This is a genomic window from Brevibacillus sp. SAFN-007a, from assembly GCF_051967035.1.
In the GTDB taxonomy this organism is placed as follows: domain Bacteria; phylum Bacillota; class Bacilli; order Brevibacillales; family Brevibacillaceae; genus Brevibacillus.
The window spans coordinates 43,747-64,213 of record NZ_JBQCKK010000010.1 but is presented as its reverse complement, the minus strand read 5'-3'; the positions used below and the strand labels follow the sequence as shown (position 1 = coordinate 64,213).

Sequence of the window (20,467 nt, the reverse complement as noted above, 5' to 3'; positions counted from 1 at the left end):
TTACGATGTTCATGGTTATGGTTTCGCCTATTTGAGAGGAGGAAGAAAAAGAGAATGCAAAGCCAAAAGAGAAGCTGGCGCTGTCTCGCGAAGCTGGCGTTGAGTGCGGCGGTTGTCGCGAGCGCGGTTCTGCCGAGCGGATGGGAGCCGCAGGCAAAAGCGCAGCAAGCCGGACATGTCGTCATCAGCGAGGTGTACGGCGGCGGAGGAAACAACGGGGCCCATTACAAAAACGATTTTATGGAACTGTACAATCCGACGGGCACGCCCGTCTCGCTTGCAGGCTGGTCTGTGCAGTACGCCTCTGCAAACGGGACGGCATGGAGCAAGACAGACTTGACGGGCAGCATCGCTCCATACGGATATTACCTGATTCAGCAGGCGGCTGGGTCAGGAGGAACGACTGGTCTTCCCCCCGCAGATGCCGAGGGCGCGATTCCAATGGGAAACGCGGCTGGAAAAGTGGCCCTCGTCAGCAGCGGAACCATCTTGACGGGAGCCGATGTATCGGCCCGGCCCGATGTAGTCGATCTGGTCGGCTTCGGAGCGGCCAATGGCTATGAGGGGGCTGGTCCTGCTCCCACTACGTCGGCAGCTACCAGCGCTTCCCGCAAAAGCCGCGCGGATGGTATTGTGCCAAACGGCGGAAACGGCTGGGACACGGACAACAACAGCGCCGACTTCGTAGTGGGAGAGCCTACTCCGAAAAATACGCAGAGTCCGGCAGAGCCGCCGCCGACAGACAGCGATGTCAGCGAGAAGCCGAGCGGCCGAGAGCTGCTGTTTGACCATACGAATCCGGCGGAAGCCGTCATTCGCGGCCAAGTTCGTCCGCATGTCACCATCAAAGTGTACGCAAATCCGCCAGCTGGCAGCGAAACGCCGCTGGCTGAGCAGGTGTCGAACGATTCCGGTCAAGTCGAATTGACGTTTGCCCATCCGACTGCGGCAGCGGTCTATCTCACAGCGACGGAGAGTGGCAAACAGGAGAGCGAGAGCATCGAGCTGCTGCCAGCCGAGGCAAGCCCTGTTGTGACGGCTGAAAAAATCAGCCTACAGCAGGCCGGAAGCGCCGCGGAGCTAAAAGGCCAAGCGGGGGCAGCCGCGGGCAAGGCGATTTTGCGCGCCTATGATGCGCCAGCTGGCAACAGCCTGTTGCTCAACGGCAATCTGACAGGCAGCGCAGGGGAGAACGGCGCGTTTTCCTATACGTTGCAAGGAATCGAGCAGGTGGAAGCCGTCTACGTGACGCAGCAGCTCGCAAGCGAGCACGGCAAGATGTTCGAGAGCGAGCCTGTGCCGATTGCCAAGTCTGTGTCCTCGGCCATGCCCATTGCCGAGGCAAGAGCACTGGCACCGGGAACAACCGCGAGTGTCGCGGGGATCGTGACCGCTATCTTTGAGGCGGGAGGCCAAAACAACGTCTACCTACAGGACGAAACGGCCGGGCTGGTCCTGCGCGGTCCGGGGCTTGCTGCCAACATTGCGGTCGGAGACAACATCCGGGCGACAGGAAAAAGGAATGACTACTACGGGCTGGAACAGCTCGAAGTCGCAGCCGACGACGTGACAGTCGTAGAGAAGCAGGCTGGGGTGCCGACGCCGCGGCTGGTCACATCGGAACATTTTGCGGCTCATGCGGGAGAAGCGATCGAAGGCCAACTGGTGACGGTCCGCAATGTGACGGTCCAGTCTGTACAGAACGGGAATTACACATTGCAAGACGAGCAGGGCCGCTTCCTTTCCCGCCCGCCCGTCACTCTCCCTCTGGAACCGGGCACGACTTACGCCCGCATCACCGGAGTGGTCAACTACGATTTTAACGAATACAAGCTGGTGCCGCGGACGCTGGCCGATTTGGTCGAGGATGAGACGCGGGTGCCGACGGTGACGGCGTATCCCCCAGGCCCTCTGGTCGCGGCAGGCACCAAAGTGACGTTGTCCACGTCCATGGCAGACGCAAACATTTACTACACGACAGACGGCTCGGAGCCGACCAGAGACAGTACCGTCTATATAGAACCGATCCAGCTCGACGCGGATACGACGATTCAGGCGTTTGCTGTCAAGGAAGGCTTCACGGACAGCAAAGTCGCCAGCTTCCGCTACACGATCCAAAAAGAGAGCGTGCGCATCCACGATATCCAAGGCGCCTCCCACCAGTCCCCGCTGGAAAACGGCACGGTAAAAGCCGTCAAGGGAATCGTCACGGCCGTCGTGAAAAACAGCGGAACGGTACAAGGCTTCTACATGCAAGACCCGCTTCCGGACGACGATCCGAACACGTCCGAGGGCATCTACGTGTACGAGCCGAAAGCGGCGGTACAACCGGGCGATGAAGTGAGCGTAGACGGCACGGTGAAGGAGTACGTGCCGCAAAACCGGGCGTCTACCGATCTCACCCAGACGCAAATTGACGCGGCGACAATCACCGTTGAGAAAAAGGCGCTGCCGCTCCCGGACCCGGTTGTTTTGGGAAAAGGAAGCTACCGCTATCCGAAGGGAATCATTGACAACGACGGCCTGGGCACATTCGATCCGGAGGAGGACGCCATTGACTTCTGGGAGAGCCTCGAAGGGATGCTGGTGCAGGTCGACAATCCGGTCGTGGTTGGGGAAGCAAACGTTTTCACGAACCCGGCCAGCGTAGAATTCGTCGTCATGGACGACCAGGCGCATCGCGGGCAGCCCCGCACCCCGGCAGGCGGCGTGGTGCTTGCAGCCGATGATTTTCACCCCGAGCGCATCACGGTAGCAGACAAACTCGTGCCGATTTTGGCTCATCCCAAGGTTGGCGACAAAATCACCGAGCCGCTGGCAGGGATTATTGATTACAGCTTTGCCAATTACAAGCTGTATCCCATTGAAACGGTATCCGTCCAGTCCGGCAGCAGCAAACCGACTGTGACGACACTCGCTCCGCAAGACGATGAACTGACGATTGCTTCCTACAACATCGAGAATTTTTCCGCCAAAACCGATTCCAAAAAAATCGCGCGGATCGCGGAAACGATCGTCGAGAACATGAAAGCACCGGATATTATCGGCGTTGTGGAAATGCAGGACAACAGCGGACCGACGGACGACGGCGAAACCAATGCCGCGAAATCCGCAGATGCCTTGCGTAAGGCTATCCAGCAAAAGAACGGCCCTGCCTATCGCTACATCGACATCGCGCCAGAGAACAACCAGGACGGGGGCCAGCTAGGCGGCAACATCCGCGTCGGGTTTTTCTACAACCCGGCTCGCGTGCAGCTGGCAGAGGGCGTAGCGGGAACGGCAACAGAGGCGGTACAGGTCGAGACGCGCGACGGAGCGGCGTACCTCTCGCACAATCCAGGCCGGGTCGCCCCGAACAACGAGGCGTTCGCGTCCAGCCGCAAGCCGTTGGCGGCGCAGTTCATTTTCCAGGGCAAGCCTGTGTTTGTCATCGCCAACCATTTCAACTCCAAGGGCGGGGATGGGGCGCTGTTCGGCAAACAGCAGCCGCCGGAGCTGGTAAGCGAGAAGCAGCGAATGAAAATCGCCCGCGTGCTGAACGGTTTTGTCAAGCAAATCCATGCAGCAGATCCCAAGGCCAATGTGGTCGTTTTGGGCGACCTGAACGACTTCCCGTTTTCCCATCCAGTGCGAGCGCTGGCAGACGGCGTGTTGACCAATATGGTCGAGAAGCTGCCGCCGGGCAGTCAGTACACCTACGTGTACCAGGGCAATTCGCAGGTACTCGATCAAATTTTGGTGAGCAATCATCTGGAAAACCGCACAAAGGTGGACATCGTGCATATCAATGCCGGATTCACCGAGGACGAGGGCCGGGTGAGCGACCACGATCCGGTGCTGGTGCAAATCCACTTGCAGGAGCGGGCCGAGCACGAGACGACGGCGCAGGAAGTGGCGGACGGCATTACGAGTCTCGCCCAGCCGACAGTCGGGGCGACAAGGCTGCGGTTGCCTGAAGTGCCCGCAGGATTTACGGTCGCCATCAAGCAATCGAGCGACACAGGCGTCATCGCGCTGGATGGCACGATCACGCCGCCGAGTCGCCGGACGGACGTCGAGCTGATTTTGCAGGTAACCCGGGAGTCGGATCAGACGAGCGCCACTACCGAAAAGCTGGTCGTCCAGGTGCCAGCCAAACCGACAACCCCGCCGCCTCCTGTGACTCCACCTGATGCGACACCGACGCCAGACAGGCAAAAAGAAGCAGACAAGCAGGCAGAACAGGCCATTTTGTCGGCAAAAGATGAACGGAGTATCGAGGAACAGGTGCAGCGGGTGCTTGCCAGTCTGGAAAAGCTGCTCGCTGCCAAACAGGTCAACCAGGCCGAGAAGTGGGACGCGGTTTCCCATTCAGTTTCAACCGTGCTGGCCGCTGCGGTAAAGCAGGCAGAGCGTGAAGTCGTTCGGAAAACGTCGCTGCATGATTGGAGCGAACGCTATTTGGACGAAGCATTTGCTCCCCTGGCAAACGGCCAGGAAGCGGACGAGGAGTTGGCCCGACGGGGGCTTGCGGTCTTGACGACGTTTGCGAAAACGGCGCTGAAGCCGCTTGATCCAGAGGATATTTCCCGGGACGTAGCCAAGCGTGTTCGTCTGCTGGCGGAAACGCTGCTGATCCAGGCGGGCACATTGGCCGTCGAGCCTGGAGCCGAGTTGAAAGCCACAGACGGGCACGTGGGCGACGTGCTGGACACGCTGGACGATTTTCTGGAAGCCATCGAGGACGTGCGGGAGAAAATCGACTTTTCCCCGGTGCTGTTCATTCGCATCGAAGGCGAGGAAGCAGAGGAAGACGGTGCGGATGCCGATACAGCGGGTCGCCTCCGCAGCCAAAAATCAGGGCAGGCAGATCAGCGGATTACCGTGGAGCAGAAGCTGGTCCAGCTGCTGAAGAAAAAAGAGATCGGCGTCAGGCTGACCGTTCCGTCAGGAGCATGGGTAGAAGTACCGGGAGCGTACTTTGCCAAGGAACGCGCCCAAAAATTTGCCCTCTCCCTGACAGCAGCGAAAGCAACTGGCGATAAGGGCGTTTCCCATCCGGGAGAAGCCTACTTGCTTGAAGCGTGGAGCAACGGAAAAGCGCTGAGCAGCCTTGGCCAAGCAGGTTTTACGCTCGCGCTGCCACTGTCGTCCGATGCGGGTGAAAAGCTGCAAGTTTACACGTACCGCAACAAGCAGTGGCGGGTGGTAACAGGGGCGAAAGGCAAGCCGCTCCAGGTGGCGCAGGAAGCTGACCTGGCTGTCTTCACCGTCCATTCGGCGGCGACCTACGTCGTGGGCGACGCTGATGTAAAGGCGCTCGAAGCCAGACCGAAGTCGCTGAAGCTCGCTCCCGGAGAGGAAGCGCAGCTTGAGGTGCGGGCGATATTCGCCGATGGCGCTTCGCAAGACGTGACAAAGGCGGAAGGCATCGAGTTTGCGTCCAGCCTCCCCGAGCAGATCGAGGTGGACGAAGCAGGCCGGGTGTCAGTCCTGGCCGATGTGGAAACGGGTGTGCGCGCGACGATCTCGATTCGCTACGCCGGGAAAACGGCGAAGGTACACCTTTTTGTCAAAAGCGCAGCAAAGTAAGGAAGGGCCGCGGGCGAGAGCTTCCGCGCAGCGCAGGAACGGGCCAAACGGCGTTGTCGCGTGCGCTCGCCGCGCGTTTGCTTTGCCCATGCAAAAACGGGTCGGGAGAAGCTTCCCGGCCCGTTTTTCATCCAGCTTTTTCTAGCGTGTCATTCCCATCGCTTTCTCCACTTTGTGCAGCATTTCGTTTGCCACGGCATTTGCTTTTGCAGCTCCTGCCGAGAGGATGTCGTCCAGCTCGGAGGAGTGGAACAACTGCTCGTAGCGCTCCTGAATCGGACGCAGCGTCTCTACCACGATTTCCGCCAGATCGGCTTTGAAAGCGCCGTAGCCTTTGCCATCGTACATCGCTTCGATTTCTTCCAGCGACTTGCCGGAGCAGAGCGAGTAGATGGTCATGAGATTGGAGACAGCAGGCTTTTCTGTCTTGTCATAGCGCACGCAGCTGTCGGAGTCGGTCTGCGCGCGCTTGATTTTTTTCGTGATCGTCGCCGGGTCATCCAGCATGGAGATGAAGGCGCCCTGGTTCGGATCGGATTTGCTCATCTTTTTGGTTCCGTCGACAAGCGACATGATGCGTGCGCCCGTTTCCGGCAGGCGTACTTCCGGAATGGTGAAGATGTCGCCGTAACGGTTGTTGAAGCGCTGCGCCAGGTCGCGAGTCAGCTCCAGGTGCTGCTTCTGATCTTCGCCCACTGGAACATAGTGCGTACCGTACAGCAAAATATCTGCCGCCATCAGCGGAGGATACGCCAGCAAGCCGGCCGGAATCGATTCGCCGCGCCCGTCGGCTTTGTCCTTGAACTGGGTCATGCGCTCCAGCTCGCCGAGGTACGAGGTGCACAGCATGATCCAGCCGAGCTTGGCATGGGCCGGTACTTCCGATTGGATGAACAAGGTCATTTTGTTCGGATCGAGGCCAACTGCCAGATAGAGCGCTGCCAGACGGCGAATGTTCTCGCGCAAAACGGCAGGCTCCTGCGGGACCGTGATCGCGTGCTGGTCGACGATGCAGTAAAAGCAGTTGAACTGGTCCTGCAGCGGAACGAAATGCTTCATCGCGCCCAGGTAGTTGCCAAGGGTCAAAATACCGCTCGGCTGAATACCGGAAAAAATGGTTTTCATGAGAGTGTTGCTCCTTTCCATTGAGGAAAAATTGTTGGGGAGAAAAACAAAAAGGTTCATCCGCCCTGGACAGGGACGAATGAACCGCGGTGCCACCCTTGTTATTTTGCACACGGGAAGAGCCATGCGCAAAATCGCTTTGTTCCGTACCGTTTGGATACGGTGTCCTTTGTAACGTGCGGACGTCACGCCAAAGCCTACTGCCGCCGCTTGAAAACGGGTTCGGTTTGGAGCTCGGGAGCCCATTCACCATTTCCTTGACACTGATTCGCACCCACCATCAGCTCTCTGCCGTCTCGAAAAATGACTACTCTTCTCCCTCATTGCCATTGAAAAATACCCTTTGAGCAATCATTTTACGCAGGACAAACCAAAAAAGCAAGAGGGGGATAGCCTGGCGAAGCAGCGGGAAGCGGCGTATTTCTTTTCAAAATAGACAGACTATTATACAATGAGGGACATATCCGTACATCAACCGTCACGAGGCGGTCGTGCGAAGGAGGAGTCGTGCGTCATGATTCAAATTGACCGATTGTGGGATCGACTGAGACAGGTGGCCCGAATCGGCGCCCAGGAAGCTGGAGGGGTCACAAGGCTGTCCTTTACTCCGGAAGAGCGGGCAGCAAAGGACCTCGTCGCAAGCTTCATGAAGGAAGCGGGACTGGCTGTTCGCGAGGATGCGGTCGGAAATCTGATCGGGCGAAAAGAGGGGAAAAACCCTTCGGCACCTGTTGTGCTCGTAGGCTCGCACCTCGACTCCGTGCCGAATGGCGGAGATTTTGACGGACCGCTTGGCGTTTTGGCAGGCGTAGAAATCGTGCAGACGATGCAGGAACGAGGAATAGAGACAGAGCATCCGATTGAAGTGGTCGCCTTCACGGATGAGGAGGGCGCGCGCTTTGGCTACGGCATGATCGGCAGCCGCGGGATGGCCGGACGGATAAAGCCAAGCGAGCTGGAGCAGGCGGACAAGGACGGGATCACGATTGCCGAAGCCATGCGCCAGGTCGGGCTTGACCCGGACCGGACAGGTCAGGCAGCGCGCACGCCCGGCAGCGTCAAGGCGTATGTGGAACTGCACATCGAGCAGGGCAAGGTGCTGGAGAGCCGCGATTTGTCCGTCGGGATCGTGACAGGTGTGGCGGGACCGCTCTGGTTGAAATTCGTGCTGGAGGGCGAGGCGGGCCATGCCGGAGCCACGCCGATGAACCTGCGCCGCGATCCGCTGGCAGCGGCGGCACAAGTGATGCTCGCCATCGAGCAGGAGGCGGCGCGGACGAAAACCAGTGTGGCGACAGTCGGACAGGTACAGGCATTCCCTGGCGGAGTCAATGTCATTCCCGGGCGGGTCGAGTTTTCGCTCGACTTGCGCGATGTGGACAAAGCGGTTCGCGATCAGGTAGAGCAGCGCATTTACGAGCGGGCCAAAGCGATTTGTGCCGAGCGGAATGTGACAGGGAAGGTGGAGCCATTGCAGCGGATCGCGCCCGCCGTCTGCTCCGCGAGCATCCAGCAGGCGGCAGCAGAGGCGTGTGCCCAGGAAGGCTTGGAGGCGTTCCGGCTTCCGAGCGGCGCAGGCCACGACTGCATGCAGCTCGCTGACTTGTGTCCGATCGGCATGATTTTCATTCGCTCCAAAGACGGCATCAGCCACAATCCGGCCGAGTACTCAACGAAAGCAGATTGCGCGGACGGAGCCAACGTGCTGTATCGCACCGTGCTGACTTTGGCCAGACAGGTATAAGGTATAGAGAGAGCGGACGGACATCGAAAAGCGAAAGACTCCCCAACGAGAGAAAAGAGACGAGGGTTCGACAGCTTGGCGGCGACGGGCAAAAAACGGACAGAATGAGGAGGAGAACCGGATGACAGCGACAGCTCTACCATTGAATCAGGCGGCCGAGGAAGCCAAAGCGCAGGTAATCGCGTGGCGACGCTATTTGCATGAGTATCCCGAGCTGTCTTTTCACGAAGAGAAGACGGCGCAGTTTGTGTACGAGACGCTTTCGTCCTTTGGCAATCTGGAAGTGAGTCGACCGACGAAAAACAGCGTGATGGCCCGGCTGATCGGTCCGCAGCCGGGAAACGTGCTGGCGATGCGCGCCGACATGGACGCCTTGCCGATCACAGAGGAAAACACCTTTGCGTTCGCCTCGAAAAATCCGGGCGTGATGCACGCGTGCGGACATGACGGCCATACCGCGATGCTGCTCGGAGCCGCGAAGATTTTGTCCGGGATGAAGGATCGGATCAAAGGCGAGGTGCGCTTTTTGTTCCAGCACGCGGAAGAAGTGTATCCGGGCGGCGCGGAGGAGATGGTGCAGGCGGGAGTCATGGATGGCGTGGACATGGTCATCGGCACGCATCTGTGGGCGACGATGGAGTACGGCACTGTGGGCATTTGCCCTGGGCCGATGATGGCAGCGCCTGATACGTTCTGGATTACGGTGCTGGGAAAAGGCGGTCACGCGGCGCTTCCGCACGAGACGATCGACAGCATCGCGATTGCGGCGCAAGTGGTGACCAACTTGCAGCACATCGTGTCGCGCAATGCCGACCCGCTCGACAACCTCGTCTTGTCCGTGACGCAATTCGTGGGCGGCACGACACACAACGTCATTCCGGGCACAGTGGACATTTGCGGGACGGTGCGCAGCTTTGACAAGACGCTGCGCGAATCCGTTCCCGGCCTGATGGAGCGCGTCATCAAAGGGATTACGGAAGCGCACGGGGCCAGCTACAAGTTCAAGTACGAGTTCGGCTACCGACCGGTCATCAACGATGAGGAAGTGACCCGCCTGATGGAAGAGGTGGTCGTGGAATCGCTCGGACCCGAATGGGTGACGCGGATGCGTCCGACCATGGGCGGCGAGGACTTCTCCGCGTTCCAGCAAAAAGCGCCAGGGTGCTTCTTTTACATAGCAGCCGGAAACAAAGAGAAAGGCATTACGTATCCGCACCACCACCCGCGTTTTACCATCGACGAGGATGCGCTGGAGGTCGGCGTGAAAATGTTCCTCAACGCCGCAAGAAAGATCGTCATGTAGAACCCCATAGAAAAAAGCGCCTCCCGTCCCAAAAATGAAGGAAGCGCTTTTGGCGAAAAAGAGCGGCGCTTTAGTGCGCGCGCTCTTTTTCTCTTGTATGAAACGCTTTTTGAATTTGCGAGATTTGTCCGGCGTGGATACCGGTATGGTACATCAGCCGTCCCAGCGCTTCGAGCGGAGTCGAGCTGCCGAGCGGCGTATGGACAGGGGTATGCCACGCTTCCTCCGACAAGCTTTTCATTCCTTCGAGCAGGTGCTGGTTGGAAGCCGTCATGAAATCGGCCAGCTCCTGCAAATTGGTGAAATGCTTCCCGGCGACAGGGCCGTTTTTCGTCAGCAGTTCGACGTCTGCCGGGATGCTGCGGCCGAAAAACCACTCGGCAAACATGTATTCCACCTCGGCGTTATGGCGGAGCATATACCCGATCGTGGCTGGGCCCATTCCGAGAAGCAGGTCTTGTTCCGGCATGCTTTTGGCAGTCTTGTGGAACCGCTCCTGGATGGTGAGCCACAATGTCAAGGCAGTGGAGTAGGTTGGATTGGTCATGAAAGGGTCCTCCTGTCGGCATAAATCGTTAGTTGGCGGTTGGTGTGTGTCCGTCGCGATTGACGTGTTCGAACTGGTCGGCGGCCAGATTGATGTCATACGCCTGACCGAATCCGGCGATGTAGCGACCAGTGGATGGCGCAAGCTCAAACAGGGAGAAGTCGAGGCCGCGCAGCATATCCATCATGCTTTTGCCAAACCGTTCCTCGAACAGCGCGAAAATCTCATCGTGGCCCGCGTTGCCGATGTTGCTTGCTGTGCAAACGAAACGGGCGCGCTGACGGGCAAACAGATTGGCCGTCTTCGCTTCATCCTCGATGAGCATGGCATCGACCGTCCGCGTTTCTTCCAGATAGCGATAGTGATTGGCGATTTTGCTGATGTAGATGTAAAACTTTCCGTTCGTTTGGACGAAAGGGGCATAGGAGACAAACGGTTTTCCATGCTCGTCGACGGTGCTGAGCACGAGTGTCTTCATACCGGCTGCAAACGTTTGGTACTGGACTTTCATCGCTTCCTGAGCCGCTGCTTTCATACGAGCATCCCTCGCTTTGCAGAATGGTTTATTGCGCTTTTTTCAGGACGTGGATGCGCGGGCTGGTGCTGTCCGGCGCATACTGAATGTCTGTGTCGACGCCGTAGACGCTGAGAATCAGCTCGGTCGTAAACACGTCTTGCGGCTTGCCGAAAACACGAAGCTCCCCGTCCTTGATAACGCAAATTTTATCGCTGTAGGCGCTGGCGTGATTCAAGTCATGCAGCACCATGACAACCGTGAGCTTCCATTCCCGATTCAGCTTCGCGACCAGCTCCAGCACATCCAGCTGGTGGGCGATATCCAAATACGTCGTCGGCTCATCGAGCAGCAAAAGCTTCGGTTGCTGGGCCAGCGCCATGGCAATCCAGGCACGCTGGGCTTCTCCGCCCGACAGGGAAGCCAGATAGCGGCTCCGGTAGCTTTCCATGCCTGTTTGCTGCAAGGCCCAGTCGACGATTGCCTCATCGGCCGCATCCAGTCGTTCGTACCATTTTTTGTGGGGGACGCGTCCGTAGCCGACCAATTCCTCGACAGTGACATCCGAAGGACAGGAGTTGGACTGGGACAGCATGCACAGAACGCGAGAAAGCTGCTTGATGCTCATGCTGTCGACTGCTTGCCCGGCGATGCGCACACTGCCGCTCTGGCAAGGGATCAGCCGGGAGATGGCTTTGAGAATCGTCGATTTGCCGGAACCGTTTGGCCCGATGATCGAGACAATCTCTCCTTCATGTATATCCAAAGAAAAGTCTTTTACGATTCGTTTTTTGCCGTAATGGATGTTCAACGCATGCACGCTCAGCACATCACGTTCCTCCTGTACGCATCAGATAAAGGAAGTAGGGACCGCCGACGATGGCCATGACAATCCCTGCCGGAATTTCCAGCGGGGCAAACAGCGTCCGGCCCAGCGTGTCTGCCGAAAGCAGGACGAGCGAGCCGAGGACGAGTCCAAAGGGAAGGTTCATCCGGTAATCGGTGCCCATCAGCAGGCGCGACATGTGCGGGACGATCAGCCCGATAAAACCGACCAGCCCTACGGTCGAAACGGAGATGGCGGCGAGGTAGACCGCGATCAGGGACAGGGTGAAGCGGAGGCGGTTCAGATTTTGTCCGAGATTGTGCGCGACCTGTTCGCCGAGACGCAAAATGTTGGCCGACCGGATGCACATGAGCGCAGCGATCCACCCGGCGGCGGAGTAGGGGAAAAGCATCTGCACATCGCTCATGCTTTTTCCGGACAGGCTGCCGTTCATCCATTGCAGAGCCGCTGGCAGCTTGTCGCTGTAGAGAATGGACAATAGGCCGATGACGCCGCCCAATACCGCATTGACGGCGACACCAGACAAAATGATGCGGATCGGGGTGAACCCCTCTTGCTTTTTCCAGGCCCAGAGGTAGACCATCACGGCTGCAATCCCGCCCCCGACAATGGCGAAGAGCGGGATCAGCGCAAAATAATCGGGGACGACCAGCATGATGAACAACACCGTCACAGCCGCCCCGCTGGATACCCCGGTCAGTCCGGGATCAGCCAGCGGGTTTTGCATGACGGCTTGCAGCAGCGCCCCGGAAAGAGCGAGGTTGGCTCCGATCAAAAGCGCGAGAAACACGCGGGGAATCCGAATGTCCCAGAGAATCGTATGGCTGGCCGCATTTCCTTGCCCAAGGATGGTGGTCACGGTCTCTTGCAGCGAGAGCGGCACGCTCCCGAGTCCGACAGACAGGAGCGTTGCCGCCGCGAGCAGCAGGCAGGCGATTCCCAACAGCACGGGTTTTTTCTGGCTCACGGCAAAAACTCCTTGTCACTTGTACAGAATATCCGCGAGCTGCTTGTAGGCGGCAGGGGCATTGACGATCGAGGCCGTACCGAATGTGTTGAAATCAAGCGACTGCATGTTGCCGTTTTGGAAGGCGCTCATTTTTTCCCAGGCCCCGTTCTTTTTCACGTCTTCTTCGAATGTTTTCGCTACGGCTTGCGGATCGCCGTGCGCCACGAGCAAAATGACGTCCGGGTTGGCCGCGACGATGCTCTCCATGTTCAGCGGCGCGTACGTTTGCGTTTGCTTCAACGTGTCGGTAGCGACGTTGACGGCTCCCAGGTTGCGCGCAATGCTGCCTGCGAAAGTCTGGTCGCTCATGGTCATGAGCGCTTCCGCCGAGCCGAACAGGAACAGCACCTTTGGCGCCGGTTTGCCTTTCGTCGCTTCGATGATGCTTGCTTCCTGCTCGGCGATTTTGCGTATCAGTTGCTCTGCTTTGGCTTCCTGGCGGAACAGCCGCCCGAGGACGACAGTGGACAATTTCAGCTCATCCATGGAATCAGCAGGCAAATAAGCGGTAGGCGTGCCCGCGGGCTTCAACTTTTTGTCGATGCTGTCCTTGATCGAGGCAGGGCCGAGCACGAATTCGGGTTGCAGCTTCGCGATCTGCTCCAGGTCTGGCTGGTGCGACGTCCCAATGCGGGGGACGTTGTCCAAAGCCGCTGGCAGCTTGCTATTTGTCGTCGGTACGCCTACGGGGGTGACCCCCAGTTCATGCAAAATTTCCGTGAGAGGGACTGAGAGGGTCACGACTTTGGTGGGAGTTTGGTTTTGAAACTGGGCGAGCAGTTCTCCCGCTTTTTTCTCATCAATGCTGACAGAGGGAGCAGCCTGCTCGCTCGATGCCGTCTGTGTGGAGGTGTTTTGGCTCGATGGTTCGCTGGTTTGGTTCTGCTGTGGCGTTGCCTGTTCGGGAGACTGCGTGTTGCTGCATCCGACCGCGCTTGTCAGTAAGAGGGCAATCATCCCCATTTTCCATCCTGCGTGCTTCACTATGTATAGCCTCCTGATACTTGATAATGAGAATCAATACCGTTTGGGTTGATTATATAGACAATGATAACTATTATCAATAAGAATTTTGGAGGGAAAATGGCTTCCGATGCGGGGAATCGCTGGAAGCAGGCGATTGGTTGAAGGGGGAAGGGAATGGGTGGCGGCGAAACCATTGCGTCAACGGGTGAGCGTCCTTTTTGCAGCGGGGAAAACCTGGGCAGACCGTAGCAGTCAGGCTTTCCCTTGCGGCTGATTACTGTTCATACACAATCTTTCCGTTCTGATCCAGCGCGACGAAGTTTGCTTTGACCTCCTCGCGAGGAGACGCATAAAGAAACTGTTTTTGCTTATCGCCTATCTTGATTCTATACATACGATCATCTGTGGTAGTGATTCTGATTTCTGCAACCTGCTTCTCATTAATATAGCCTGAGTAAATTCTGTACGGCTGTTTGAGCGTTTCCGTTTCTTCTATCAGTTCTTTCCCCACACTCATTTGCAGTACGACAGGTAACTCGCGAATTTCAGGGGCTTCATTGATAGATAAAATGACCCAGCCTTTATCTTTCGGATAAGCCTGAACAAGCCCGTAATGCCGCTGATTATCTACGTGGAAGGCAATCGTACAAAAAATGGTCTTGCTGATTTTTGCATAGTTCGTAACCTCAAATTCACTGATGGCATGGCGATTGTAGTACGTAACCAATCTTTGATAGATAGGCTCTTCTATGCTTTTTTCATTCCCAGCCTCACCAACCACAGGCGGATGATCGGCTGGATAGGTGGCGTTGTTTATCGATGGAGTCGGTTGTTCTTGTGCTTGGTTCACCACCCCCGAGTTGCTGCAGCCACTAATAAGGATGAGCGTGAGTCCAAAAATCAGTCTTCGCATTATGTATCACTCCACGCCGATATTCAGTAGGATTCCAGAATGATTTCAATAGATTCCCTTTTATTTCCTGCCTAACCAAAACAAAAACACTCTCCCGCCGAGGGCACGCACCGAGGCGAGTCAGAGTGTTTTTTCATGGGCCTCCCGAACGAACAAACGAAACCGCCCAAACCGCCTCCGCCAGTTTGCCAAACCGCTTCCTCCCGGCACCCTTAGCTCAGCCGAAACAGCTTGTGCCAAATCGACGTCTTGCGTTCGGCATCCTTGAGCTTTGCCAGCTGGAGCTTGGCGTCCATGATGTCGTTCATCGCTTTGGTCAGGCGGCGGTCGCGTTCCTTCAGGCTGCTGCGGATATACGCCTCTTGCTTTTCCAGGCGTGCGAGCAGCGCTTGTTGGTTCTCATCCTGCCGCTTCACGTGCAGGGCCAGGGCATGCAGCTTTTCGTCGATGGCGTCCCATGCTTCGAGAGCGTCTTCGGTTACGACGGGATGAGCGACAAGAGCGAGAGCAGCAGCCGTCTCTTTGTGAGCCGCTCCCGCTGTCGTGTCGTTTTGGCTGACGATCATTTGCGCGGCTTCTTCCTGGGGAATGAGCTGATCCTTGGTCAGCTCGTAAAAGCGGCGCAGGCAGGACACATCCATCTGACGGTATTCGCGCCGATTCTGGCTGTCCCGCAGGAACCAATAGCCGTGCTGCTCCAATAGCATGCTCCACTTGCGCAGCGTGCTCGCCCCGATCCCCAGCATCTCGGCGACCTCTCTGCCGCTGTAGGTCCGTTCTCTGGCGACAAGCTCAATGACGTCTCCCATGCGTATCCCTCCTGCCGTACATGCTTTTCATCCATTTTTTTACCCATTCTGTACGGCAGAAGAATTTCCTTTCGCAATCGTGCGACAATTTCCTGCACCGTTCGAATTTTGCGCTGGCAATCGTCCTCGCTTTGCCATCTGCCGACAAAACTCGCCCTGTTGGCGCTGCACGATACAAACTGGGCGAATGACGGGCGGGTACAAGTACATTTTCGGTTTCTCTGTGCATGCGCTTAGTAGGGCTATGCCAAACGTACATAGGATGCTTACAGAAGGAGGGATTGACCATGGCATTCAGAGACCAGGTGAGACGCTTTGAAGGGAAAAATGTAAAGGTTGAGACTGTAAATGGCAACTTTTTCGGCAAGCTGATTGAAGTGAAATCCAGCACCATCATCCTGCGCGAACATGATAACGATCGTCGCACCATTATTCGTGATTCCAAGATTATTGCCGTTACCGAACACGACCACGACTGCTAAGCTGCCAAAAACGTCTTGCGAACAGAAATGAATTGTTCCTCAGGCTGTCGAGCGATCGGCGGCCTTTTTTCTTTTTTGCCGGGAGTGGCACAGCTTGTTTTATTCCCGCCCCCGCCCATGGTAACATGATAGAGGAACAAACCTACGATGAGAGAGGGCAGGGGATACGATGTTGGAAATCCGGTTTCATGGACATTCGTCCGTGCAGTTGACCAGTGAAGGGCATTCGATCATGATTGACCCGTTTATTTCGGGAAATCCGCTGGCAAAAACAACGCTGGCGGACATCCGCGTTCAGTACATCCTGCTGACGCACGGACACCAGGACCATATTCTCGACGCAGTGGAATTGGCCAAGGCCAACGACGCGACCATCGTCGCGACGCATGAGCTGGCTACCTATCTTGGCTGGCAAGGTGTAAAAACCATTTCGATGAACCTTGGCGGCTCCGTGACACTGCCGTTTGGAAAAGTGAAAATGACGCAGGCGTTTCACAGTTCCGGCGTCGTGCTGGATGACCAGCACCAGATCGTCTATATGGGAATGCCCGGCGGCTTCGTAATCGAGCTGGGCGGCAAAACGATCTATCACGCAGGAGATACGGGATTGTTTGGCGACATGAAGCTGATCGGGGATCGCCATGATATCGATTTGGCGTTTTTGCCGATCGGGGATGTATTCACGATGGGGCCGGACGATGCGATCATCGCTGCCGAGTGGATCGACGCCGATTATGTCGTGCCGATTCATTACGATACGTTCCCGCCGATCAAGCAGGATGGAGAGGCATTTGTCGCGGCTTTGGCAGAGAAAGACATCAGAGGCAAGGCATTGAAGCCGGGAGAGATTCTGCGCCTGCCGTAGTTGCAAAAACGCGGGGTTGCAAGACTTCGAGACTGCAAGACTGCGCAATCGCCAGTCTGCCAGCCCGCAACCCGAAACGAACCGCCCTTTTGTCAGTAAACCGCTTGTCCGAAAAAATGGACAGGCGGTTTTTCCTTTTCTTCGCTTCTATAATCCTACGAAGAAAAAAGAGACAGGCCACTCTCTGAAAAAACGGCATGAAAATAGTCGTGTCTCATAGATATAGAAACGTAGGAAAGAGAGTCTGGCAAGAAGGAGAGGAATGTCGCGATGCGCCTTTTCCACCATACGCTGCTGTTCTTCTCGGTGATTGTCCTCTATTCATTGGCGAGTCTCGCCTTTCCGGGAGGTGGGGCCTGGTACGATTCGCTGACCAAGCCCGAAGGCACGCCGCCCGAGCATGTGCTGGCGCTTGTCTGGCTTCTTTTGCATGCGCTCATTGCCGCCTCTGTCGTCCTTTCTGTTCGCCGCAAGCAAATGAACCGAGAGCTTTTGTTGCTATATGGAATCAACTGGTTTTTCCATCAGTTGTTTACGCTTTTGTTTTACAGGCTGCAGCTTCCTTTTTTGGCTGCCGTCGATACGCTTCTCATCCTGTACTCCACCTGGGTGCTGATCCGGGTGATTCGACCTCTGGACAAGATTGCCTCGTCGCTGTTGATTCCGTATTTGCAATGGAGCGTATTTGCTGTCTATCTGGCGGTTTCGTTTTGCGTGCTGAACCTGTGAGCCTGTCAACCTACAGTCCTGCGACCAGCCGTTTTGCCCGCGCTGTGGCCTGGCGATAGACGTCCTCCCAGGAGATCGTTCGCAGCTCGCGGTTGTGCATCAAAATGTTTCCGTTGACGATGGTGGTAACGACATCCGCTCCTGTCGCGCTATAGGCGATCAGCGAATGCAGATCATGAAGCGGGGCGAGGTGCGGCTTTTTCAGGTCGAGCAGGATGAGATCGGCTCGTTTGCCCGCTTCCAGCGTACCTACTTCGTGTTCAAGCCCGAGCAGCTTGGCGCTCTCGATCGTCGCCATGCGCAGAACCTGCTCGGCAGGCAGCACGGTCGGATCGCCGTGATGCAGCTTTTGCAACCAGGACGCCGCCTTGATTTCCGCAAACATGTCGAGCGTGGTGGCGCTGCCTGCTCCGTCGGTGCCCAGGCCGACGGTGACACCTTGGGAGAGCAGCTCCGCGACAGGAGCGATTCCGCAGCCGAGCTTCAGATTGCTCACAGGGTTGTGCGCGACGCCGCCTTTCATGCCGCGTAAACGGCCGATGTCCTCCCGGCTCAAGTGGACAGCGTGGGCGAGCAGGACGTGATTTTCGTGAAACGTTCCCAGCTCCTGCAAATACTCGGTCGGCGTCCGGTCGTATTTCTCGCGGGTTTTTTCCACTTCTTCGCGGGTTTCCGCCAGGTGGATGTGCAGCGGAATCCGGCTTCTGGCCAGATCGACGACTTCCTTCAACGGCTGGGGCGGGCAAGTGTAGGGCGCGTGCGGCCCGAGCATGGTGGTGATTCTGCCGTCTGCCGCACCGGACCATCTGTCGATCAGATCGAGCGCTTCGTTCATGCGCCGTCCGCCGTCCTCCTGCAAAAAAATCAGGCCGCGCGTCAGGGAAGCTCTGATTCCGCTGTCTCGCACCGCTTCGGCTACGGCGTCCATGTGCACGTACATGTCGGCAAAAGACGTCGTGCCCGAGGCGATCATTTCCGCAATTCCGAGCATTGTTCTCCAGTAAACGTCCTCTGGCGTCATCCGCGCTTCCGCTGGCAGCATCTTTTTGTCCAGCCAGTCCATCAGCTTCAGGTCGTCGGAAAAAGCCCGCAACAGCGTCATGCTCGCATGGTTGTGGGCGTTGACAAGGCCAGGCATGGCGACCATGTCCTTGGCGGGAAGCACCAGACTGGCAGACGCTTCGATCTTGGGTGCGATACGGGCAATCCGCCCATCCGCAATCAAAATGTCCCCCACCCACGGCTTGTCGTTTTCCACCATCGTCAATATATGGCACCCTTGGATCAACAATGTGTGCATGCAACCATCTCCCTTGGATTTCTGTTCGGTTGCAAGCGTAAAGCTTGACGCCACGGCAGAGTCAAGAGGGAAGGGGGGCGGAAAAAAAGCAGCAAGCAAAAAAACGAGGCGGATGGGGGGAAGGAGCGGAGGCGCTGCGGTTATCCTGCAAGACTGGTCAGTCTGGAAGGTAGATTTCTATGCATTTCATCCCCCAGGGGATGGAAACGACAAAAAGAATAGGGTAAAATTGGGTATGGATAGCATTGAGAACGGTTAAGGCTATTTCCGCCGTGCGGAGTAGCCGTTTTCTCGTCCCAGGAGGGGAGGGGCACAATGAAAGACTTGTTGGATAATGAGTGCAGGAGCAGTCTTTTCTATCGCTCCTTCTTCGAGCAGATGGTACAAGCGGCCTTTTTGCTCGATCGATCAGGAAGTGTTTGCAGAGGGAATCCCGCGTGCGAAGCGCTGACGGGCTATTCAGCAGAAGAGTGGGAGGGCTACCCGTTTTGGAAGCTCGCCATTGCGGAGGAGCAGGAGAAGGTGCGCCGTCAGACCCAGTGCGCAGTAAACGGAGAGCCCATGCCATTTTGCACGCTGTTTACTCACAAGGCCGGACCGCCGGTACCTGTCCATATTACGTATGGCGCGTTTTTGTCCGAAGGCTCCACCATCGGCTACTACGCGATGGTGCAGAAGCTGTCGCAATCCATGGCTGGCCGCGGCGAGGCCAAAACGTGCAAGCTGCTGGACCTCTCGCTGGAGGCGGCCTTCGTCTATGAAGAAGGGGAGCTGAAGTACGTCAACCAATCCGGGATCACGCTTATGGGAGCGCGGGGGTACGAGGAGCTTTTGCCCTATCCGTTCTCTTCCTTTTTCCACCCGCGCGACATGCCCGCGATTCACGAGCTGCAAAAGCGGCTGGAGCGGGGAGAGACAACCTCTCCGATTGAGGTGGAGCTGATTCGGCTAGACGGAACATCGATGGATGTGGAGGTTTGCGGCACAGCTGTGACGATGCAGGACAAGCTTTGCCAGTACATATTGATACGCGATATGACCGAGCGCAAAAGAGCGCAAGAATTTTTGCAAAACTCCGAAAAGCTGGCGCTGGTGGGTCAGCTCGCCGCGGGGATTGCCCATGAGATACGAAATCCGCTGACTTCCTTGAAAGGCTTTGTCCAGCTGATGCAAAAAGACGGCATGCGAAAGCCGGAGTATTTTTCCATCATGAGTTCGGAGCTGGCGCGAATCGAAATGATCGTCAGCGAGCTGCTGGTGCTGGCGAAGCCGCACGCAACGGCGTTTGATGTCCACGACTTGACCAATCTGATTACCCATGTGGTAACGTTATTGGAAACAGAGGCGATTTTGCAAAAGGTGACCATTCAGGTCTCATTTGAATCGGCTTTGCCCATGGTTCATTGTGACGAAAATCAGTTGAAGCAAGCATTTATCAACTTTTTGAAAAACGGGATCGAGGCCACGTCAGGCAGCGGGCAAATCGTCATCCGGCTATGGTGCGAAGGAGACAAGGTCGTAATCCGTTTTGAGGACAACGGGGTAGGTATTCCGGCGGAGCAGCTGGGTCGACTGGGAGAGGCTTTCTTCACCACGAAGGAGACGGGAACCGGGCTGGGACTGATGGTCAGCCGCCGAATCATCGAAAACCACCGGGGAACATTACGGCTGATGAGCACGCCTGGCAGAGGAACGACCGTGGAGGTATGTTTGCCCGTGATCCGTTAGAGAGGGCGAAGGGGA

General features: G+C 56.9%; 16 protein-coding genes and 1 other annotated feature. Of the genes, 7 read left to right on the top strand and 9 right to left on the bottom strand.

What is annotated here, in order from left to right:
* Nucleotides 1-54 precede the first annotated feature (54 nt).
* On the top strand, nucleotides 55-5,571 hold the full coding sequence (locus ACTHO6_RS12625; protein WP_440241924.1) for a chitobiase/beta-hexosaminidase C-terminal domain-containing protein: 5,517 nt from the start codon (nucleotides 55-57) through the stop codon (nucleotides 5,569-5,571).
* A gap of 141 nt (nucleotides 5,572-5,712) precedes the next feature.
* Here the strand turns inward: ACTHO6_RS12625 and trpS are convergent, their stop codons facing one another.
* On the bottom strand, nucleotides 5,713-6,696 hold the full coding sequence (gene trpS / locus ACTHO6_RS12620; protein WP_440241923.1) for a tryptophan--tRNA ligase: 984 nt from the start codon (nucleotides 6,694-6,696) through the stop codon (nucleotides 5,713-5,715).
* Between the two features lie 68 nt (nucleotides 6,697-6,764).
* Nucleotides 6,765-7,029 (bottom strand) — a binding site (T-box leader).
* Nucleotides 7,030-7,210: 181 nt separating this feature from the next.
* Here trpS and ACTHO6_RS12615 point away from each other — a divergent pair.
* Both ACTHO6_RS12615 and ACTHO6_RS12610 read left to right on the top strand, forming a co-directional pair.
* A complete protein-coding gene (locus ACTHO6_RS12615) occupies nucleotides 7,211-8,440 on the top strand; it encodes a Zn-dependent hydrolase (RefSeq protein ID WP_440241922.1) in 1,230 nt (409 codons plus the stop codon).
* Between the two features lie 121 nt (nucleotides 8,441-8,561).
* Complete coding sequence (locus ACTHO6_RS12610) at nucleotides 8,562-9,743, top strand: M20 family metallopeptidase (RefSeq protein WP_440241921.1); 1,182 nt, start codon at nucleotides 8,562-8,564, stop codon at nucleotides 9,741-9,743.
* 70 nt (nucleotides 9,744-9,813) lie between these two features.
* Here the strand turns inward: ACTHO6_RS12610 and ACTHO6_RS12605 are convergent, their stop codons facing one another.
* From ACTHO6_RS12605 to ACTHO6_RS12575, 7 genes are all read right to left on the bottom strand, one after another.
* Nucleotides 9,814-10,290 carry a DinB family protein gene (locus ACTHO6_RS12605; RefSeq protein ID WP_440241920.1) on the bottom strand — a complete coding sequence of 159 codons (477 nt, stop codon included), beginning with the start codon at nucleotides 10,288-10,290 and terminating at the stop codon, nucleotides 9,814-9,816.
* A 28-nt stretch (nucleotides 10,291-10,318) separates the two neighbouring features.
* Complete coding sequence (locus ACTHO6_RS12600; protein WP_440241919.1) at nucleotides 10,319-10,825, bottom strand: HugZ family protein; 507 nt, start codon at nucleotides 10,823-10,825, stop codon at nucleotides 10,319-10,321.
* 28 nt (nucleotides 10,826-10,853) lie between these two features.
* Nucleotides 10,854-11,633, bottom strand: coding sequence for an ABC transporter ATP-binding protein (locus ACTHO6_RS12595; RefSeq protein WP_440241918.1), 780 nt, complete (start codon nucleotides 11,631-11,633; stop codon nucleotides 10,854-10,856).
* Nucleotide 11,634: 1 nt separating this feature from the next.
* Nucleotides 11,635-12,618, bottom strand: coding sequence for a FecCD family ABC transporter permease (locus tag ACTHO6_RS12590; RefSeq protein WP_440241916.1), 984 nt, complete (start codon nucleotides 12,616-12,618; stop codon nucleotides 11,635-11,637).
* A gap of 15 nt (nucleotides 12,619-12,633) precedes the next feature.
* Nucleotides 12,634-13,644, bottom strand: a complete 1,011-nt coding sequence (locus ACTHO6_RS12585; RefSeq protein ID WP_440241915.1) for a helical backbone metal receptor — start codon at nucleotides 13,642-13,644, stop codon at nucleotides 12,634-12,636.
* Nucleotides 13,645-13,900: 256 nt separating this feature from the next.
* Entirely contained in the window at nucleotides 13,901-14,539 is a 639-nt protein-coding gene (locus tag ACTHO6_RS12580; RefSeq protein ID WP_440241914.1) for a hypothetical protein, read from the bottom strand.
* 212 nt (nucleotides 14,540-14,751) lie between these two features.
* Entirely contained in the window at nucleotides 14,752-15,348 is a 597-nt protein-coding gene (locus ACTHO6_RS12575; protein WP_440241913.1) for a hypothetical protein, read from the bottom strand.
* 287 nt (nucleotides 15,349-15,635) lie between these two features.
* On the opposite strand from ACTHO6_RS12575, the gene ACTHO6_RS12570 reads away from it, so the two are divergent.
* The 3 genes from ACTHO6_RS12570 (at nucleotide 15,636) to ACTHO6_RS12560 (ending at nucleotide 17,424) form a co-directional block, all read left to right on the top strand.
* On the top strand, nucleotides 15,636-15,830 hold the full coding sequence (locus tag ACTHO6_RS12570) for a hypothetical protein (protein ID WP_440241912.1): 195 nt from the start codon (nucleotides 15,636-15,638) through the stop codon (nucleotides 15,828-15,830).
* Nucleotides 15,831-15,999: 169 nt separating this feature from the next.
* On the top strand, nucleotides 16,000-16,695 hold the full coding sequence (locus ACTHO6_RS12565; protein WP_440241911.1) for a metal-dependent hydrolase: 696 nt from the start codon (nucleotides 16,000-16,002) through the stop codon (nucleotides 16,693-16,695).
* Nucleotides 16,696-16,965: 270 nt separating this feature from the next.
* On the top strand, nucleotides 16,966-17,424 hold the full coding sequence (locus ACTHO6_RS12560; RefSeq protein WP_440241909.1) for a TspO/MBR family protein: 459 nt from the start codon (nucleotides 16,966-16,968) through the stop codon (nucleotides 17,422-17,424).
* A 10-nt stretch (nucleotides 17,425-17,434) separates the two neighbouring features.
* Here ACTHO6_RS12560 and ACTHO6_RS12555 read toward each other — a convergent pair whose 3' ends face one another.
* A complete protein-coding gene (locus ACTHO6_RS12555) occupies nucleotides 17,435-18,724 on the bottom strand; it encodes an amidohydrolase (protein ID WP_440241908.1) in 1,290 nt (429 codons plus the stop codon).
* Between the two features lie 315 nt (nucleotides 18,725-19,039).
* Here ACTHO6_RS12555 and ACTHO6_RS12550 point away from each other — a divergent pair, with 315 nt between their 5' ends.
* Nucleotides 19,040-20,452 carry an ATP-binding protein gene (locus tag ACTHO6_RS12550; RefSeq protein WP_440241907.1) on the top strand — a complete coding sequence of 471 codons (1,413 nt, stop codon included), beginning with the start codon at nucleotides 19,040-19,042 and terminating at the stop codon, nucleotides 20,450-20,452.
* Nucleotides 20,453-20,467: the final 15 nt, after the last annotated feature.

Bases quoted from the DNA above. Each gene is read 5' to 3' on its own strand.
- ACTHO6_RS12625 (WP_440241924.1), top strand. From the start codon at position 55: ATGCAAAGCCAAAAGAGAAGCTGGCGCTGTCTCGCGAAGCTGGCGTTG.
- trpS (WP_440241923.1), bottom strand. From the start codon at position 6,696: ATGAAAACCATTTTTTCCGGTATTCAGCCGAGCGGTATTTTGACCCTT.
- ACTHO6_RS12615 (WP_440241922.1), top strand. From the start codon at position 7,211: ATGATTCAAATTGACCGATTGTGGGATCGACTGAGACAGGTGGCCCGA.
- ACTHO6_RS12610 (WP_440241921.1), top strand. From the start codon at position 8,562: ATGACAGCGACAGCTCTACCATTGAATCAGGCGGCCGAGGAAGCCAAA.
- ACTHO6_RS12605 (WP_440241920.1), bottom strand. From the start codon at position 10,290: ATGACCAATCCAACCTACTCCACTGCCTTGACATTGTGGCTCACCATC.
- ACTHO6_RS12600 (WP_440241919.1), bottom strand. From the start codon at position 10,825: ATGAAAGCAGCGGCTCAGGAAGCGATGAAAGTCCAGTACCAAACGTTT.
- ACTHO6_RS12580 (WP_440241914.1), bottom strand. From the start codon at position 14,539: ATGCGAAGACTGATTTTTGGACTCACGCTCATCCTTATTAGTGGCTGC.
- ACTHO6_RS12575 (WP_440241913.1), bottom strand. From the start codon at position 15,348: ATGGGAGACGTCATTGAGCTTGTCGCCAGAGAACGGACCTACAGCGGC.
- ACTHO6_RS12570 (WP_440241912.1), top strand. From the start codon at position 15,636: ATGGCATTCAGAGACCAGGTGAGACGCTTTGAAGGGAAAAATGTAAAG.
- ACTHO6_RS12565 (WP_440241911.1), top strand. From the start codon at position 16,000: ATGTTGGAAATCCGGTTTCATGGACATTCGTCCGTGCAGTTGACCAGT.
- ACTHO6_RS12560 (WP_440241909.1), top strand. From the start codon at position 16,966: ATGCGCCTTTTCCACCATACGCTGCTGTTCTTCTCGGTGATTGTCCTC.
- ACTHO6_RS12555 (WP_440241908.1), bottom strand. From the start codon at position 18,724: ATGCACACATTGTTGATCCAAGGGTGCCATATATTGACGATGGTGGAA.
- ACTHO6_RS12550 (WP_440241907.1), top strand. From the start codon at position 19,040: ATGAAAGACTTGTTGGATAATGAGTGCAGGAGCAGTCTTTTCTATCGC.